This window comes from Nonomuraea sp. GTA35 (assembly GCF_041950525.1).
Lineage (GTDB): Bacteria > Actinomycetota > Actinomycetes > Streptosporangiales > Streptosporangiaceae > Nonomuraea.
This window is the reverse complement of the sequence record NZ_JBGNUV010000017.1, coordinates 11,631-26,630: the sequence shown is the minus strand read 5'-3', so window position 1 is coordinate 26,630 and position 15,000 is coordinate 11,631. Positions and strand designations below refer to the sequence as shown.

The window sequence follows — 15,000 nt, the reverse complement described above, 5'->3', positions numbered from 1 at the left end:
TGTTCGATCGGGGACGCCGAAGAAAGGGCGACCCACCTCTGAGTTTATGGTGGCGAGGCACCCGCACCGATCGCCCGCCGGCCTGGTGATCCGCGGGCACGGCAGGTGACCTGCCCGTGTTGTACGGTTCCTTGCATCTGATGAGCGATTCCCGCGTCAGACGGAAGGGGGGCGCGTGGCCGGAGATGCGGGGCACCCGCCGGCACGCGCAGGGAGCCCGATGCTCGTCGGGCGGGCGGCGCAGCTCCAGGTGCTGGCCGACCTGCTGGACGAGGCCACGCGGCACCGCGGCGGCGCCCTCGTGGTGCGGGGAGAGGCCGGGATCGGCAAGTCAGCGCTGTGGGGCGAGGCCTGCGCGCTGGCCGGGGAGCGCGGCATGCGGGTGCTGACCACCACGGGCGTGCAGGCCGAGGTGGAGCTGCCGTACGCCGGGATCGGCCACCTGTTCCGCCGGCTGCCGGAGCTCGGCACGGAGATCGGCCCGGGGCCCGGCCCGGCGCCCGGCACGGAGCCTGGCAGGGAGTCCGGCCGGAAGCTGGGCGCGGTGGAGGGCGAGTCGCCGTTCCGGGTCGGGGTCGAGGTGCTCGACCTGCTCTCCCGCCTGGACGAGCCGGTCCTGCTGGCCGTGGAGGACGCCCACTGGCTGGACCGGGCGAGCTGGGAGGTGCTCACCTTCGTCGCCCGGCGGCTGGAGTCCGACCCCGTCGCGCTCGTGCTGACGGCCCGCGACGGCGAGGACGTCGACCGGCTCCTGGCCGCCGCCTCGCTGCCGGAGCTGCCGCTGGAGCCGCTCGACGCGGCGTCCGCCGGCGCCTTGCTCGACCAGGTCGCGCCCGGGCTCGCGCCCGCCCTGCGCGATCGGGTGCTCGCCGTGTCGGCGGGCAACCCTCTCGGGCTGGTGGAGCTCGGCGGGCTGGCCGCCCGCTCCGGCGGCGCCGCGCTGCTGACCTCACGCCTGCCGCTGAGCACCCGGGTGGAGCGCACGTTCGCCGGGCTGGTCGGCGAGCTGCCCGCGGCCACGCGCGCCCTGCTGCTCGTGGCCGCGCTGGACGACGGCGACGACCTCGACGAGGTGCTCGCGGCGGCGTCCCGGCTCGAAGAGCGGCCGGTCACGGCCGACGACCTGGAGCCGGCCGTGGTCAGCCGGCTGGTCGGCGTGGACGAGCAGTACCGGTTGCGCTTCCGGCACCCGCTGCTGCGCTCGGCCCTGCGGCAGTCGGCGAGCCCGGCACGGCGCAGGCGGGCGCACGCCTGCCTGGCGGCCGTCGTGGCCGGCGACGACCGGCGGGTGTGGCATCGCGCCGCCGCCGCGTCCGGCCCGGACGAGGCGCTGGCCGCGGACCTGGCGGCCATGGCCACCCGCGACCGCCACCTGCGGGCCGCCGCGGCCGCGCTGGCCGCCATGGAGCGGGCCGCGCAGCTCAGCGAGGACCCGCAGAAGCGCGGCAGCCGGCTGTTGTGGGCCGCCGCGATGGCCGACGAGCAGGGCGACACGGAGTCGATCCGCCGCCTGCTGGGGCTGGTGGACGAATCCCGGCTGCGCCCGGCGGAGCGGGCGAGGCTGGCCTGGTTCCGCGAGGTGTATCTCGGCACCGGCTGGAGCGGCAACACGCGGCTGCGCGTCTACAACGAGCTCATCGACACCATGCGGACCGCCGGCGACGTCCAGCTCACCCTGGAGTCGCTGACCAACATCAGCCTGCGGTTCTACTGGTCCAACCCCGACGACGACACCCGGATGGAGTTCGTGCGCGTCGCGGAGCTGATCGACGCGCCGCAGGACGATGTCCTGGTGATGTGCGCGCTGGCCCAGGTCGCGCCGGTCGAGCGCGGAGCGGCCTGCCTGGAGAGGCTGGCGGCGCTGCGCTACGACGTGGACCTCACCCCTGGCCAGCGCTACCAGCTGGGCCTGGCGGCGTCGGCGCTCGGGGCGTACGAGCTGTCGAACGCGTTCCTGACGCCGGGCGTCACCGAGGCGCGGGCGCACGGCAGGGTCGGCATGCTGACGCAGGCCCTGGTGAGCCTGGCCTACAACGCGGCCGCGGCCGGCGACACCCGGGCGACCGTGGCCACCGCCACCGAGGCCGTGGCGCTGGCCACGGAGACCCGCCATCCGACGTGGGAGCTGCAGGCCCGGCTGCAGCTCGGCCAGGCGGAGGCGCTGCGCGGCAACGGCGAGGCCGCCGACGAGATCGCGGACGCCGCCGAGAAGATCATCTTCTCGGCGGGCATGCATCCGATGCTGGCGCTGACGCAGCGCATCCGCGGCGTCAACGCGCTGGCCGCTGGCCGGTTCGAGGAGGCGTTCTGGCACCTGTACCGGGTGTTCGACCCGGGCGACGTCGCCTACCACCCGTACGTGCGCTTCACCCTCGTCGGGCACCTGGCCGAGGCGGCGGCGCACTGCGGCGCGCTCGACGAGCTCCGCGCCGTGGTGGCCGAGCTGACCCCGATCGCGGAGCGGAGCCGCTCACCCGTCCTCCTCACGGGGCTGCGCCACGCCGGTGCCGTCCCGGCCGACGACGCGGCGGCGTACGAGGCTGCGCTCGCCGCGGACCTGCGTGACTGGCCGTTCGAGCGGGCCCGGCTGCAGCTCACGTACGGCGGCTGGCTGCGCAGGCGGCGCCAGGCGGCGCAGGCACGGCCGCTGCTGCGCGCCGCGGCCGCCGCGTTCGACGCGCTCGGGGCGGCCCCGTGGGCCGAACGGGCCAGGACCGAGCTGCGCGCCACCGGCGAGTCCCGCCGCAAGCCCATCGACGCCATCGACGCGCTGACGCCGCAGGAGCAGCAGATCGCGCGGCTGGCTGCCGACGGGCTGAGCAACCGCGAGATCGCCGAGCGGCTGTTCCTGTCGCCGCGCACGGTCACCACCCATCTCTACCGGATCTATCCGAAGGTGGGGGTCAAGTCGCGCGGCGAGCTCGCCGCGATGATGGCCGAACGGCCGTTCTGATCCGCCGGGCGGCAGCATTACGTACTCCTACGTACGCTGACCTGCCGCCACCACTCGTACGGTTTTCAACCATCAGGGGGTTGGAAACGCGGTGGGAGGCGATGGCGGGTGCTGGGCAAGGCGAGCCTCGATCTGCTGGAGAACGTGAGCGGGCGCTCCGGGGAGCCCCAGGTCCCGGGCGGCGTCGACGGCCTGCCCGGCGGCTTCCACCGCCCTGGCCCGAAGGCCGCCGGGCTGCTGGGCCACGACGCCGCACTCCTCGGCTCCGAGGCCGGGCCGCTCGGCCGCAAGGCTGGAGCGTTCGGCCTCGGCGCCGGGCTGCTCGACCTCAGGGCTGGACTGCGCGGTTTCGAGGCGGGACTGCTGGGAGCCAGGGCCGGGCTGCTGGGCCGCCGGGTCGAGTGCGAGGCGCTCGACCGGCTGCTGACCGACGTGCGCGCCGGCCGGAGCCGGGCTCTGGTGATGCGCGGCGAGGCGGGCGTGGGCAAGTCGGCGCTGCTGGAACACCTGACCGCGAGGGCATCCGGCTGCCGCGTGGTGCGCGCCGCGGGGGTGCAGTCGGAGGCGGAGGTGGCGTTCGCGGCGCTGTACTCGCTCTGCGTGCCGCTGCTCGACCTGCTCGACGCCCTGCCGGAGCCGCAGCGCGCCGCGCTCGGCACGGCGTTCGGATGGCAGGAGGGGCCGGCGCCGGATCGGCTGGTCCTCAGCCTGGCCGTTCTGAGCCTGCTCGCGGCGGCGGCCGAGGAACGCCCGCTGGTGTGCGTGATCGATGACGCCCAGTGGCTGGATCACGCCTCGGCGCAGGTGCTCGCCTTCGTCGCGCGCCGGCTGCTCGCCGAATCGGTGGCCTGCGTGTTCGCGCTCCGCGACACCGACGAGGCGGACGAACTGCCGGGGCCGGCGGACAGGCTGTCCCGGCTGACGGACAGGCCGTCGGGGTCGGCGGGCCTCCTGTCCGGGCTGGCGGACAGGCCGTCGGGGCCGGCGGGCCCGCTGTCCGGGCTGCCGGTGATGGACGTGGCGGGCCTGCCCGCCGACGACGCCCGTGCGCTGCTGCGCTCGATGGTGCCCGGCCCGCTGGACGAGCAGGTCACGGACCGGCTGATCGCCGAGGCCCGGGGCAACCCGCTGGCGCTGCTGGAGCTGGTGCACGCGTTCACCCGCCCCGAGCCGGCCGGCGGACACGGGCTCCCGGCAACACGGACGCCGGCCGGGAGATACGGGCTCCCGGCAACGCCGACGCTGGCCGGCGGGTACGAGCTGCCCGCCGCGCGGATGTTGCCGGGCCGGGTCGAGGACGGCTTGCGGCGGCAGCTCGGCCGCCTGCCCAGGCCCACCCGGCGGCTGCTGCTGCTGGCGGCCGCCGAACCGCTCGGCGATCCGGCGCTGCTGTGGCGGGCGGCCGCCCGGCTCGGCCTGGGCATGGCGGCGCTCGGGGAGGCCGGCGACCTGATCGCCCTCGGGGTGCGGGTGCGCTTCCGGCACCCGCTGCTGCGCTCGGCGATCTACCAGGCGGCCCTGCCGGAGGAACGACGCCAGGCGCACCAGGCGCTGGCCGAGGCGACCGACGCCGACGCCGCCCCGGACCGGCGCGCCTGGCACCGCGCGCACGCCACCAGGCAACCGGACGAGCAGGTCGCCGCGGAGCTCGAACGCACGGCCGCCCGCGCGCAGGCACGCGGCGGGCTGGCAGCCGTCGCCGCCTTCCTGGACCGGGCGGCCATCCTTACCCCCGACCCCCGCCGCCGGGCCGGGCGCGCCCTGGCCGCCGCCCGCGCCCACCACTTGGCCGGCGCCTCGGAACCGGCCCTGGCGCTCCTGGCCTCGGCCGACGCCGGGCCGCCGGACGAGCTGCGGCTCGCCCGAGCCGAACTCCTGCGCGCCGAGATCGCGATCACCTCGGCCCCCGGCAGTTCCGCCGCGCCGACGCTGCTCTCCGCCGCCAAGCGGTTGGAGCCGCTGGATGCCGCGCTGGCCCGCGACGCCTACCTGCACGCCCTGTCCGCGGAGATCCGCACCCTCCCGGACGAGGGCCGCGGCCTGCCGGCCGTCGCGGCGGCCACCCGCACGGCCCCGCCTCCACCCGCCGTCCCCCGAGCCGCGGACCTCCTGCTCGACGCCCTGACCCGCCACCTCACCCAGGACGCCCGCAGCGCGGCACCGGCGATGCGCCGGGCCGTGGCCGCCTTCCTGAGCGAGGACCTCCCCGACGCGGAGCGGCTGCGCTGGTCCTGGGCCGCCCACACGATCGCCGTGACCCTGTGGGACGACAGGTCGGGCCACGAGCTGGCGGACCGCAACGTCCGGCTCGTCCGCGAGACCGGCGCGCTCGCCCTGCTGCCCCTGGCGTTACACACCCGGCTCCTCCTGCTCGCCGCCGAGGGCAGCCTGGACGAGGCGGCGTCCGTGCACGAGGAGATCCACGCCCTCACCACCGCGACCGGCGTCCGTCCCGGCCTGCCCGGGCCGGCGGGCGGCGCGCTCGCCCTGGCCGCCTGGCAGGGGCGGCAGGCCGAGGCGGAACACCTGGCCGGCACCCTGACGAGCGAGGCGGCGGCGCACGGCGAGGGCGCCACCGTGGCGCTCGCCCAGTGGCTGAGAGCCGTGCTCCACAACGGCCTCGGCCAGTACGAGCAGGCCCGGACGGCCGCCGCGCGCGCCTGCGCCCACCACCCCGCGCCGGGCGCGGCCGGGCACTGGGCGCCGGCCGAGCTCGTCGAGGCCGCCGTGCACAGCGGCGAGCGCGACCTCGCCGCCCGGGCACTCGACCGGCTCGTCGCCACCACGCAGGCGAGCGGCACCGACTGGGCCCTCGGGATCGAGGCCCGATCACGGGCGCTGCTCAGCGAGGGTGCCGAGGCCGACAGCCTCTTCCGCGAGGCGATCGACCGGCTCGGCCGCACCCGCATGCGCGCCGACCTGGCCCGCGCCCACCTGCTCCACGGCGCGTGGCTGCGCCGCGAGGGCCGCGCGGCCGACGCGCGGCAGCCGTTGCACACCGCCTGCGAGCTGTTCACGGCGATGGGCATGGCGGGGTTCGCCGGCCGGGCGGAACGCGAGCTGCTGGCCGCCGGCGAGCCGGCGCGCGGGACCACGGCCGAGCCCGCCGGCCGGCTCACCCCGCACGAGACGCAGATCGTGCGGCTGGTCCGCGAGGGCCTGACGAACAAGGAGATCGCCGGCCGCCTGTTCGTCAGCCCGAAGACCGTCGAGTACCACCTCGGCAAGGTCTTCGCCAAGCTGGGCATCGCCTCCCGCCGCCAGCTCGGGCGGTTGTCGTGACCGGCGCGCTGGACTACCGGTGGCGGCTGCGGGAGGTCATGGCCGCCCGCGGCATGTTCGCCACCACCGACCTGCGCCCGCTGCTGGCCGAGCGCGGCGTTGACCTGTCGGCGAGCCAGGTGTACCGGCTGGTGGCGGAGAAGCCGGAGCGGCTCAGCCTCCGTACGCTGATGGCGCTGCTGGACATCCTGGGCTGCACCATGGAGGACCTGATCGAGCCGCTGCCCGCCCGGCGGCGGCGCGCCGGCCGGCGGTGACGGCCGGCGTGGCCGGTCATGGCGCCCGGTGTGGCCGGTGGTAAACGGCCGGTGGTGACGGGGCTCAGGGGCGACGGCCCGTCCGGGGCAGCAGCGCCACCAGCACCACCAGGACGGCGGCGGCCGGGGCGCCCCAGAACAGCACGTCGGGGATCGCCGCGGCGGCCGCCCGCGGGCCGGGGGCACGGCCCTGGAGCTCGCGGGCGAGCAGGCTGCCGAAGAGCGCCACCCCGAGCGAGAGGCCGAGGCCGCGGACGGACACCACGGCGGAGGTGGTGGCGGCCAGGTCCGCGGGGGCTGCCGCGTTCTGCGCGACCACCACCAGGTTCTGCATCAGCAGCCCGAAGCCGACGCCCAGCACCGCGATCCCGGCGGCGAACAGGGCGTAGGGCGTGTCGGGGGTGAACCGGCCGAGCAGGGCGAACCCCAGCACCGCGACCGCCGCCCCGGCGATCAGGTAGGGCCTGAACCGGCCGCTCGCGCCGATGCGGGCACCGGCCAGCGAGGAGACCGCCATGAACGTCAGCACGTACGGGTTGAGCGCCAGGCCCGCCTGGGTGGCGCCCATGCCGTACGCGCCCTGCAGGAACGTCGGCAGGTAGACGATCGAGCCGCCGAGCAGCGCCCCGAGCAGCGCGGCGGCGGGCAGCACCACCCGCAGCGTACGGCCGGCGAACAGCCGCGGCGGCAGCAGCGGGTTGCTCGCCCGCCGTTCCCGCCACACGAACAGGCCCGCCAGCACCACCAGCGCCCCGGCCAGCCCGAGGATCACGCCGGAGTCCCACGCGTAAGCGCGGCCGCCCCATTCGGCCACCAGCAGCAGGCTCACCGTCGCCCCCGCGATCAGCTCGGCGCCGGCCAGGTCCACCTTGCCGTCCCCGCCCGGCCTGGGCAGCCGGAGCGCGAACGCGGCCAGGGCCAGGGCGAGCAGGCCGAGCGGCAGGTTGACGTAGAAGATCCAGCGCCAGCCCCAGGCGTCGGTGATCGCGCCGCCGGCGAGCGGGCCGCCCAGGCTGGCCAGGGCGAACACGCCGCCGGTGAAGCCCTGCACCCTGCCGCGCAGGTGCTGCGGGTACAGCTCCGACAGGGCGATGGTCGGCAGCACGAACAGCGCGCCCGCGCCGATGCCCTGCAGGGTCCTGGCCGCGATGAGCTGGGGCGCCGTCTGGGCCAGGCCGCACAGCGCGGAGCCGGCGACGAAGCCGGCCACCGCCACGAGGAACACCGGGCGCCGGCCGAACCGGTCGCTGATGCGGCCGTACAGGGCACCGGTCGCGGTGGAGGCCAGCATGTAGGAGGTGACGATCCAGCCGATCGTGTCCATGCCGCCCAGGTCGGCGGCGATGTCGGGCAGCGCGAGGGCCACCACGGTCTGGTCGAGGACGGACAGCAGCATGCCGATCAGCAGGCCGGCCGTGGCGAGCGGCACGTTGGCGGCCTTCGTGGGGGCCTGCGGGAGGGTCGTGGACATCGTGCTCAGCCCTTCGCGAACGGGGCGGGCAGGCCGAAGTCGACGCTCAGCAGGTCCTGGTCGACGGCTCCAGCGGCGAGCGTGCCGGCCGCCGCCGCGCCGACGACCGCGGCCATCGGCATCGGGACGGTGGCCCGCCGTGCCATGTCGCCGGCCGCGTACACGCCCGGGACGCTGGTCCGGCAGAACTCGTCCACCTCCACGCAGCCGTCGGCGAAGCGCGCGCAGCCGAGCCGCTCGGCCAGTCCGGAGCGCTGGCGCGGCACGTTCACGACGAACACCGCGTCCCGTTCCGCCGGCGGGGCGCCTTCGAACACGATCCGCTCCAGCCTGCCGTCCGTGCCTTCCAGGCGGGTGACGGTCTCGCAGCGCACGCCCACGCCGTTCGACGTCAGCGTCGCGTGGAGGGCGGGGTCGAGCGCCTGGCCGTCCGTGCAGAGCACGACGTCGGCGGCGAAGCGGCTCAGTTGCAGGGCCAGCCGTACGCGGGCCGGCTCCGCGCCGAGCACCGCGACCCGCTTGCCGGTGCACTCGTAGCCGTGGCAGTAGGGGCAGTGGAAGGCCGAGCGGCCCCACAGCGCCTCCACGCCGCGCGGGCCGGGGAGCTCGTCGGCCAGCCCGGTGGCCAGCAGCAGTCGGCGCGCGTCCGCCGTGCCGCCGCCGGACAGCTCCAGGCGGAAGCCGCCTTCCGGCAGGGCGCGGGCGCCCGTGACCGTACCCGTCCTGATCTGTACCGCCGGGTAGGCGGCCAGTTCCTGGCGGCCGAGCCGGCGCAGCTCGGCGGGCGGGGTGCCGTCGCGGGTCAGGAAGTTGTGCACGTTGCCGGCGCGGGCGTTGCGGCCCTCCCCGGCGTCGATCAGCAGCACCGTGCGGTGGACCCGTCCCAGGGTCAGGGCGGCGGCCATCCCGGCCGGGCCGCCGCCGGTGATGACGGCGTCGTACATGTGTGCCTCCATGAGCGGTGATCGCTGGACGTGGAGGCAAGTCTGCAAGTTAATGTCAACATGAAGTCAAGGGGTTCATCCGCCGGGGCGGACCAGGCCGCTCTCGTAGGCCAGGATGACGAGCTGCACCCTGTCGCGCACGTCCAGCTTGGCGATGGCCCTGGTGATGTGGGTCTTGGCGGTGAGCGGGCTGATGACCAGGCGCTCGGCGATCTCGTTGTTGGACAGGCCGAGCGCCACGAGCTTGACCGCCTCCAGCTCCCGGGAGGTCAGCGCGGCCAGCCGCTGCCCCGCGCCGGGCGAGAGGTCCTGCCGGTGGGCGAACTGCTCGACGACGCGGCGGGTCACGCCCGGTGACAGCAGCGCGTCCCCGGCGGCGACGGCGGCGACCGCCCGGCGCAGCTCGGCCGGCTCGACCTCCTTGGTGAGGAAGCCGCTGGCGCCGGCGCGCAGGGCGGCGAAGACGTGCTCGTCGCTGTCGAACGTGGTCAGGATGATGACCCGGCAGCCGGGAACGGCCTGACCGGCGACGATGCGGCGGGTGGCGGTGATCCCGTCGGTGCCCGGCATGCGGATGTCCATGAGGATGACGTCGGGGTGGGTGCTCGCGGCCATCCGTACGGCTTCGTCGCCGTCCTGGGCCTCGCCGACGACCGTGATGTCCCTGGAGCGGGCCAGCAGGCTGCGGAAGCCGGCCCGTACGAGTGCCTGGTCGTCGGCGAGGAGCACCTTGATCGTCATGCTGCCGAGCCTGCCACAGGGATGTCGGCCCGCACGGCGAAGCCGCCGGGGACCGGCCCCGCGGTGAGCACGCCCCCGAGTGCGCTCACCCGCTCGCGCATGCCGGCCAGCCCGTGGCCCTCGCCTGCCGCCGGAGCGCCGCGGCCGTTGTCGGTGACCTCGACGACGACCGAGCCCGGCCGGTAGTCGATCGTCACCTCGGCCCTGCTCGCGCCCGCGTGCTTGAGCGTGTTGGCCAGCGACTCCTGGACGACGCGGTAGATGGCGATGGCGGGCATGGCGGGGACGGCGGCGGGGTCGCCGCGCTCGTCCAGCGTCACCTCCAGCCCGGCTGCGCGGGCGTCCGCGACGAGCGTGCCCAGGCGGGCCAGGTCGGGCTGCGGCGCCGTGTAGCCGGAGTCGTCGCGCAGGGTGGCGATGAGGGAGCGGAGGTCGGCCATCGCCCGGTTCCGCACGTCCTTGGCCAGGCTCAGCGCGGCGGCCGCCGCGGCCGGGTCCCCCTCGTCGAGGGCGTCGGCGGCGACGTTGAGCTGGACGCCGACGACGGCCAGCGTGTGGGCGATGGCGTCGTGGACCTCGTGCGAGACCCGCAGGCGTTCCTCGGCGGCGCGCGCCCGGCCGTCGGTCTCGCGCATCCGCTCGCGGCGGCGCATCGCGGCGGCGTACGTGAGGCCCGCGGCGATCAGGGCCGCCAGGAGCAGCCCCTCCCCCGCGACGTGGATCACGTAGCGGGTCAGGTTCCTGTCCAGGATGATGCGGGCGTCGATCGCGGAGTAGACGAGCTGGGCCACGCCGACGACGGCCACCCAGCGCACGCGGGGCGTGGTGGCGGCGGTGAAGTAGGCGACCGCGACCGGCCAGATCCAGCCGGCGGGAGAGAAGATGCCCGCGACGAGGTGGTAGGCGAACATCCCGCAGACCGACAGCAGGAGCACGGCCATCGGCCAGCGGCGCCTGAACAGCAGGAGCGCCCCCAGGAACAGGCCGAGCTGGATCGGCCCGTGCCAGGGAGTCAGGTTCGACAGCCCCTGCGAGCGGCTGTGGATGCCGGTGGCGAGGGCGACCGCGACGAAGAAGACGAGGGTGACGACGGCCAGCGCGACGTCGGTGATCCTGGCCAGGTGCCGGACAGGTGCGGGTTCGCGTCGTGGCGGCGCTTCGGCCATGCGCGGACGCCCTTTCTTCCAGGGGGTGAGGGTGCCACCGGGCCGGCGAGGCGCACCGGCCCGGTGACCGTTCGGATCACTATCAGACGTGCGTGACCAGGAGGGTCACGCCGGCCTCGCCGCCGCAGTCCACGAAGACGGGGCCGACGCCGTTCCCGATCCTGGACGAGAGCGTCCCCTTCGCCAGGAAGCCCTTCGGGTCGTCCTTGATGATGCGGACGTTCTCCAGCACCGGGCGCTCCCTGTCGATGCCCGCGATCACGGCCTTGAGCCCCGTGCCGCCCCCGCAGTGGCCGGTGATCGTCACCTCCTGGCCGCGCCTGGCGGTGGGGTTGGGGCTGACCTGCACCACCGCCCTGGCGCCCTTCGGCGGCTTCGGCGCGGCCACCTGCACCGCGTCGCCGGTGGCGGTTCCGGTGGCGGCGCCGGCCTGGGCGCCGGCCGGCACGCTGACCGACCCGACCAGACCGGCGGTCAGGGTCAGCCCGGCGATCGCGGTGACGACTTTCTTGATCATGGTGATCTCTCCCGATTGCTCGTCAGTCGGCTCGCCGGGAAACGCTAGGCCCGGCGCCCGGGGAGCGCGTCATCCATCGACCGACACCTGAGCTTGCACCGTTCGCCGTATCCCTGCACCGGAAGGAGTAGGCGGCGGGCGTGTGAACGGCGCGGGGAGGGACCTGCCAGGCGTTCCTGGAGCGCGGGGAGGGACTCGCCGGGGACCCTAGAGCGCGGCGAGGCGGGTGAAGGCCGACTCGCCGTGACCGGCGTCGATCGCCCGCTGCACGGCGGCCCGCGCGGAGCTGAGCACACCGTTGTCGAGGTCGTTCGCGCGGACGGCGTGCAGGACGTGGTCCATGCTCGCCGCCGCCGAGAGCATCGTGGACTCCTCGCCCGGGTAGTGGCCGGCGGTGACGTGCTCGGCGACCACGTCGATCAGGTCCGGGAGCAGCCCGGTCGCCACCTTCACGTAGCCGGCGACGTCGGCAGGGGCGATGTTCTCGGCGGCGGCGAGCCGGAAGGCGTGCACGACCCCGCTCAGCGACGTCCAGAACGCGTCCAGCATGGCCGCGTCGAACCCGGCCGCCCGGCCCGGGTCCGGGCCGAGGTACGTCGCGTTCTCGCCCAGCGCGGCGAGCGTGGGCCGGTGCGCCCGGTAGACGTCTTCGGGCCCGCTGAACAGCAGGGTCGCCTCGGGGCCGCCGACGGCCGCGGGCGCGCCCATGATCAGGCCGTCGAGGTAGCCGATGCCGTGGCCGGCGGCCCACGTGGCCGTCTCGCGAGCCTGCTGGGGCGAGCCGCCGGTGAGGTTGACCAGGGTGCGGCCCCTCAGGGCGCCGGCGTCGAGCACCGCCCGTACGGCCCGGTAGTCGAGGACGGACACGACGGTGAGCGGGCCGGCGGCGATCGCCTGGGCGGCGGTCTCGGCGACGGTGGCGTCGAGACCGCCGGCCTTGCCGGGCGTGCGGTTCCACACGGTGGTGGGGTGGCCGGCGGCGGCGAAGGCGGCGGCCAGCGCGCGCCCCATGGGGCCGAGGCCCAGGACGGTAACGGGAGTCATGCCGGTTAAGCTAAACCTTCACGTTGATGTCAGAGTCAACTCTGGGGCCGGGATGCGGATCGGGGAACTCGCGCGGCGGACAGGCGTCAGCGAGCGCGCGCTGCGGTACTACGAGGAGCAGGGCCTGCTGCGCCCGCGACGGCGGCAGAGCGGCTACCGCGTCTACGGCGACGCCGACGTGGCGGCGGTGCGGCGGATCAGGATCCTGCTCGCGGCCGGGCTGAGCACCATGCAGATCGTCGAGGTGCTGCCGTGCATCGTCGACGACGACGGCCTGCTGGTGCCCGACTGTCCCGAGCTGGTCGGCGAGCTGGAGAAGCAGCGGGAGCGGATCGGCGCGGCCATCGACGAGCTGGCGGCGACCCGCGCCAACCTGGACGCCATCATCGCCAACCGGCGGCAAGCGGGCTGAGGACACCCGGCCCGCCCCCGCCGTATCAGTGGGTCACCCCGGCACGGTGGCGAGGAAGACGTCGCCGTTGCCCGGGGCGTCGCCGCCCTCCGGCGCCCCGTACGTCAGCCCCGAGACCGCCACCCGGCCCGAAGCCGTCGTGGCCGCGTACAGGTTGGGCTCGGCGAACGGATCGACGGCGTCGTCGCGGGCCGTCCCGAGCTGGGTGGCGGCGCGCTGCTCGCCCCGGGCGTCCAGCCGCAGGGTCAGCACGTCGGCGCCGCCCGCCTGCACCCCGACCCGGCCCCGCGTGTAGCCGGCGACCGCGACCTCGCCGCCGGGCAGCGGGGTGACGGCGGCGCCCTCGTCGGCCGACGGCGTGGCGAGCGTGTGCTCCCAGCGCCGCCTGCCCGAGGCGGTGTAGGCGACCGTGAGCGCGTCCCCCGCCGAGACGCCCGTGGCGACGGCCAGGCCCGCCGTGGTGACCGTGACCGCGTTCAGCCGGTCGTCGCCGGCCCCTCCCGTGGTGGCGGCCCAGGTCCTGGCGCCGTCCGTGGAGTAGGCGGCGATCCAGCCGTCCAGGCCGCCGAGGGCGCTCGTGCCGGGCAGGGCGGCGGTGGCGCTGCCGGTCAGGTAGACGGTGGTGGCGCCGGCGGCGATGCCGGCGGCCTTGTCCTCGCCGGGGCCGCCGTACTGCCGGATCCACGCCATCTCGCCGCCGGGCGTGAGGCGGGCGACGATGGCGTCCTTGTCCCCGGCGTTGGGGCCGTCGAGCGCGCCCTTGGTGTAGCCGGCGACGTAGGCGCCGCCGTCGGGGGCGGCGGCCAGGCCGTACAGGCGGTCGGCCGCGCCCGGCGCGCCGAACTGGGTGAGCCAGCGCACCTCGCCGTTGGCGTCGAGCCTGGCCACGAACGCGTCGTCCGTGGCGTTCCCGGCGTGCCGGCCGTCCAGGTCGCCCTTGGTGTAGCCGGCCGCGAGCACGCCCCCGTCGGGCAGGGGCGCGAGGCCGTACAGGCGCTCGTCCGCCGCCGTCCCGAGCTGCCTGGTCCATGTCCCGGTACGGGCCACCACCGCGTCGAGGCGGCCGGCGTGCGGCTGCCCGTTCACCGGGCCGGACGCGGCGTACCCGACGGTCAGGGAGCCGTCGGCGTGGGCGGCGACGCCGCCGGCCCAGTCGGTGGCGGGCGTGCCGTGCAGCGGGGCGGGCAGGCCCGTCGGCGGCGTGGTGCTCAGGCCCGGGCCGAGCTCCGCCATGGCCTGCTCGAAGGCGGGCGACCAGACCGTCCAGTCGTGGCCGCCGTCCAGGACGCGGAGCTGGGCGGAGATCGCCGGCGAGCGCCTGACGGCGTTGTACAGGGCGGCGGACTCGAAGTCGAGGTCGTGGCGGGCGTCGGCGGGGCCGGGGTTGGCGTACTCGTCGTCGCCGACCGCCACGAACAGCCGGACGGGCAGGTCCGGGTCCAGCTCGGGGAGCAGGGCGGGATAGTTGAGCTCCCGGTACACCTCGTCCGAGAACCTCGCGCCGTCCTTGCCGAACGCGCCGTGGTCGCGGGCGGAGGAGTCGGCCGGGGGCAGCGGCGTGTAGACGGCGGGGCTGAGCACGGCGGCGGCGCCGAACAGGTCCTGGTGCGCGAGCGCGAACCGCAGCGCGCCCGCGCCGCCCATCGAGTAGCCGCCGACGAGGCGCGCCTGCCTGATGGGCGCCGTCCGGTACGTGGCGTCCACGTGCGCGATCAGGTCCCGGGTCAGCGCCGTCTCCACCGGGCGGCCGGGGAGGTCGCCGCCGGTGTGCCGCGAGTCGACGTACCAGTTGCCGCGCTCGCTCCAGGGGGCGTCCGGCATGACGGCGATGACCGGCGGGATCCGCCTGGTGCGGATCATGTCGTCCAGGGTCGTCTTCACGCGGGTCCACGCCTGCATGGTGTCGCCGCGGCCGTGCAGGAGGTACAGCACGGGATGGCGGGCGTTGTCCCGGTCGTAGCGGGCGGGGAGGTAGACGTTGTAGGCGATGTCCTCGCCCAGGGCCGGCGACGGCGCCGAGCCGGCCGCGAGCGTCCCGCCCGCCCGTACGTCCGTCTGACCAGGCAGGGCCGTCAGGATGAGCGCGGCCAGGACGGCCAGGGCGCCGGCGGCGGTCCAACGGGGTAAGGGCATCGGCACTCCTGTAAACGTTTACTGTACGCGCGCGTACTGTTTCGGGAGAGTTTCATGGGACAGGCGAAGCGATGTCAACC

General features: G+C 75.7%; 11 protein-coding genes. 4 read left to right on the top strand and 7 right to left on the bottom strand.

The window, feature by feature from the left end; all coding sequences use genetic code 11:
- Window positions 1-220 precede the first annotated feature (220 nt).
- The 3 genes from ACBJ32_RS49150 to ACBJ32_RS49140 all read left to right on the top strand — a co-directional run bounded on the left by ACBJ32_RS49150 (window position 221) and on the right by ACBJ32_RS49140 (window position 6,492).
- Window positions 221-2,953, top strand: coding sequence for an AAA family ATPase (locus ACBJ32_RS49150; RefSeq protein ID WP_375132789.1), 2,733 nt, complete (start codon window positions 221-223; stop codon window positions 2,951-2,953).
- 108 nt (window positions 2,954-3,061) lie between these two features.
- Complete coding sequence (locus tag ACBJ32_RS49145) at window positions 3,062-6,235, top strand: AAA family ATPase (RefSeq protein ID WP_375132788.1); 3,174 nt, start codon at window positions 3,062-3,064, stop codon at window positions 6,233-6,235.
- Window positions 6,232-6,492: a helix-turn-helix transcriptional regulator gene (locus ACBJ32_RS49140; protein WP_357891988.1), complete on the top strand. Its 261-nt coding sequence runs from the start codon at window positions 6,232-6,234 to the stop codon at window positions 6,490-6,492. Before ACBJ32_RS49145 ends, ACBJ32_RS49140 begins: the two co-directional genes overlap by 4 nt.
- 64 nt (window positions 6,493-6,556) lie before the next feature.
- Here ACBJ32_RS49140 and ACBJ32_RS49135 read toward each other — a convergent pair whose 3' ends face one another.
- The 6 genes from ACBJ32_RS49135 to ACBJ32_RS49110 form a co-directional block, all read right to left on the bottom strand.
- A complete protein-coding gene (locus tag ACBJ32_RS49135) occupies window positions 6,557-7,963 on the bottom strand; it encodes a DHA2 family efflux MFS transporter permease subunit (RefSeq protein WP_375132787.1) in 1,407 nt (468 codons plus the stop codon).
- A gap of 5 nt (window positions 7,964-7,968) precedes the next feature.
- Window positions 7,969-8,907, bottom strand: a complete 939-nt coding sequence (locus tag ACBJ32_RS49130; RefSeq protein WP_375132786.1) for an NAD(P)/FAD-dependent oxidoreductase — start codon at window positions 8,905-8,907, stop codon at window positions 7,969-7,971.
- Window positions 8,908-8,982: 75 nt separating this feature from the next.
- Entirely contained in the window at window positions 8,983-9,648 is a 666-nt protein-coding gene (locus ACBJ32_RS49125) for a response regulator transcription factor (RefSeq protein WP_357891997.1), read from the bottom strand.
- Window positions 9,645-10,814 (bottom strand): sensor histidine kinase, encoded by a 1,170-nt coding sequence (locus ACBJ32_RS49120; protein WP_375132785.1) that lies wholly within the window; start codon window positions 10,812-10,814, stop codon window positions 9,645-9,647. Before ACBJ32_RS49120 ends, ACBJ32_RS49125 begins: the two co-directional genes overlap by 4 nt.
- Before the next feature lie 82 nt (window positions 10,815-10,896).
- Window positions 10,897-11,331, bottom strand: coding sequence for a hypothetical protein (locus ACBJ32_RS49115; RefSeq protein ID WP_375132784.1), 435 nt, complete (start codon window positions 11,329-11,331; stop codon window positions 10,897-10,899).
- 207 nt (window positions 11,332-11,538) lie between these two features.
- The gene (locus ACBJ32_RS49110; protein WP_375132783.1) at window positions 11,539-12,375 is read right to left on the bottom strand and encodes an NAD(P)-dependent oxidoreductase; all 837 of its coding nucleotides are present in this window, start codon (window positions 12,373-12,375) and stop codon (window positions 11,539-11,541) included.
- 52 nt (window positions 12,376-12,427) lie between these two features.
- Here ACBJ32_RS49110 and ACBJ32_RS49105 point away from each other — a divergent pair, with 52 nt between their 5' ends.
- On the top strand, window positions 12,428-12,787 hold the full coding sequence (locus ACBJ32_RS49105) for a MerR family transcriptional regulator (protein WP_357892009.1): 360 nt from the start codon (window positions 12,428-12,430) through the stop codon (window positions 12,785-12,787).
- Window positions 12,788-12,820: 33 nt separating this feature from the next.
- On the opposite strand, the gene ACBJ32_RS49100 is transcribed toward ACBJ32_RS49105, so the two are convergent.
- Window positions 12,821-14,920 (bottom strand): alpha/beta hydrolase-fold protein, encoded by a 2,100-nt coding sequence (locus tag ACBJ32_RS49100; RefSeq protein WP_375132782.1) that lies wholly within the window; start codon window positions 14,918-14,920, stop codon window positions 12,821-12,823.
- Window positions 14,921-15,000 lie beyond the last annotated feature (80 nt).

Excerpts from the sequence above, each read along its gene's own strand:
- ACBJ32_RS49150 (WP_375132789.1), top strand. The coding sequence starts at position 221 with ATGCTCGTCGGGCGGGCGGCGCAGCTCCAGGTGCTGGCCGACCTGCTG.
- ACBJ32_RS49135 (WP_375132787.1), bottom strand. The coding sequence starts at position 7,963 with ATGTCCACGACCCTCCCGCAGGCCCCCACGAAGGCCGCCAACGTGCCG.
- ACBJ32_RS49130 (WP_375132786.1), bottom strand. The coding sequence starts at position 8,907 with ATGTACGACGCCGTCATCACCGGCGGCGGCCCGGCCGGGATGGCCGCC.
- ACBJ32_RS49125 (WP_357891997.1), bottom strand. The coding sequence starts at position 9,648 with ATGACGATCAAGGTGCTCCTCGCCGACGACCAGGCACTCGTACGGGCC.
- ACBJ32_RS49120 (WP_375132785.1), bottom strand. The coding sequence starts at position 10,814 with ATGGCCGAAGCGCCGCCACGACGCGAACCCGCACCTGTCCGGCACCTG.
- ACBJ32_RS49115 (WP_375132784.1), bottom strand. The coding sequence starts at position 11,331 with ATGATCAAGAAAGTCGTCACCGCGATCGCCGGGCTGACCCTGACCGCC.
- ACBJ32_RS49110 (WP_375132783.1), bottom strand. The coding sequence starts at position 12,375 with ATGACTCCCGTTACCGTCCTGGGCCTCGGCCCCATGGGGCGCGCGCTG.
- ACBJ32_RS49105 (WP_357892009.1), top strand. The coding sequence starts at position 12,428 with ATGCGGATCGGGGAACTCGCGCGGCGGACAGGCGTCAGCGAGCGCGCG.
- ACBJ32_RS49100 (WP_375132782.1), bottom strand. The coding sequence starts at position 14,920 with ATGCCCTTACCCCGTTGGACCGCCGCCGGCGCCCTGGCCGTCCTGGCC.